Source organism: Corynebacterium sp. MSK122, assembly GCF_030229435.2.
Classification (GTDB): domain Bacteria; phylum Actinomycetota; class Actinomycetes; order Mycobacteriales; family Mycobacteriaceae; genus Corynebacterium; species Corynebacterium marquesiae.
Genome location: NZ_JASPHV020000070.1, coordinates 1 through 565 on the forward strand (window position 1 = coordinate 1; position 565 = coordinate 565).

Here is a 565-nt window from a genome sequence, read left to right on the forward strand (position 1 = left end):
TATTTTCCGCCAAGATGCGGTCCTCTACAAGACGGACCACACGATCCTTCGCATCCTGGTCAAATTTTCTTGGCATATTCCAGATTTTCCCATCTACTCAAACGGAACAAAACCTGGGACACTTCACTTCCAGGCGTTTTCCAAATTGCTGATGATAGCCATCGAACCACATGAATTTCCTCCCAAACTATCGAGTGGGTAAGTGTAGCGAAGATGCAACAAACAGTTTGCCCTTCGAGAGATCATAATGAACTGACGTTCAGGGCAAACTGCCATTCAAGATAGCTGTCTACCGTGTCCGATTAGGCCAGAATAGTCCTTAAGCTGGACTCCCGGGCAATCGGGGTAAAACACGGAAGAAGCCGTAGGAGACTCCGGCACTTTGTGGTGTCCGTTGTCTTCTACGGCTTCATTGTTTCTGTATTTAGTTGTTTATTTTTGTTTGGTGTCGGCGGTGACTTACTCTCCCACAACCTCCCGGTTGCAGTACCATCAGCGTGTGCAGGCTTAGCTTCCGGGTTCGGAATGGGACCGGGCGTTTCCCTGCAGCTATTGACCACCGACA

1 protein-coding gene and 1 rRNA gene are annotated in these 565 nt (G+C 49.0%); one reads left to right on the top strand and one right to left on the bottom strand.

Annotated elements, in window-relative coordinates; translation table 11 throughout:
- Positions 1 to 202: hypothetical protein (locus tag QP934_RS11495; RefSeq protein WP_419127591.1), on the top strand; the 202-nt coding region annotated here is incomplete at its 5' end.
- Positions 203 to 446: 244 nt separating this feature from the next.
- On the opposite strand, the gene rrf is transcribed toward QP934_RS11495, so the two are convergent.
- A 5S ribosomal RNA gene (gene rrf / locus QP934_RS11500) occupies positions 447 to 564 on the bottom strand.
- Position 565: the final 1 nt, after the last annotated feature.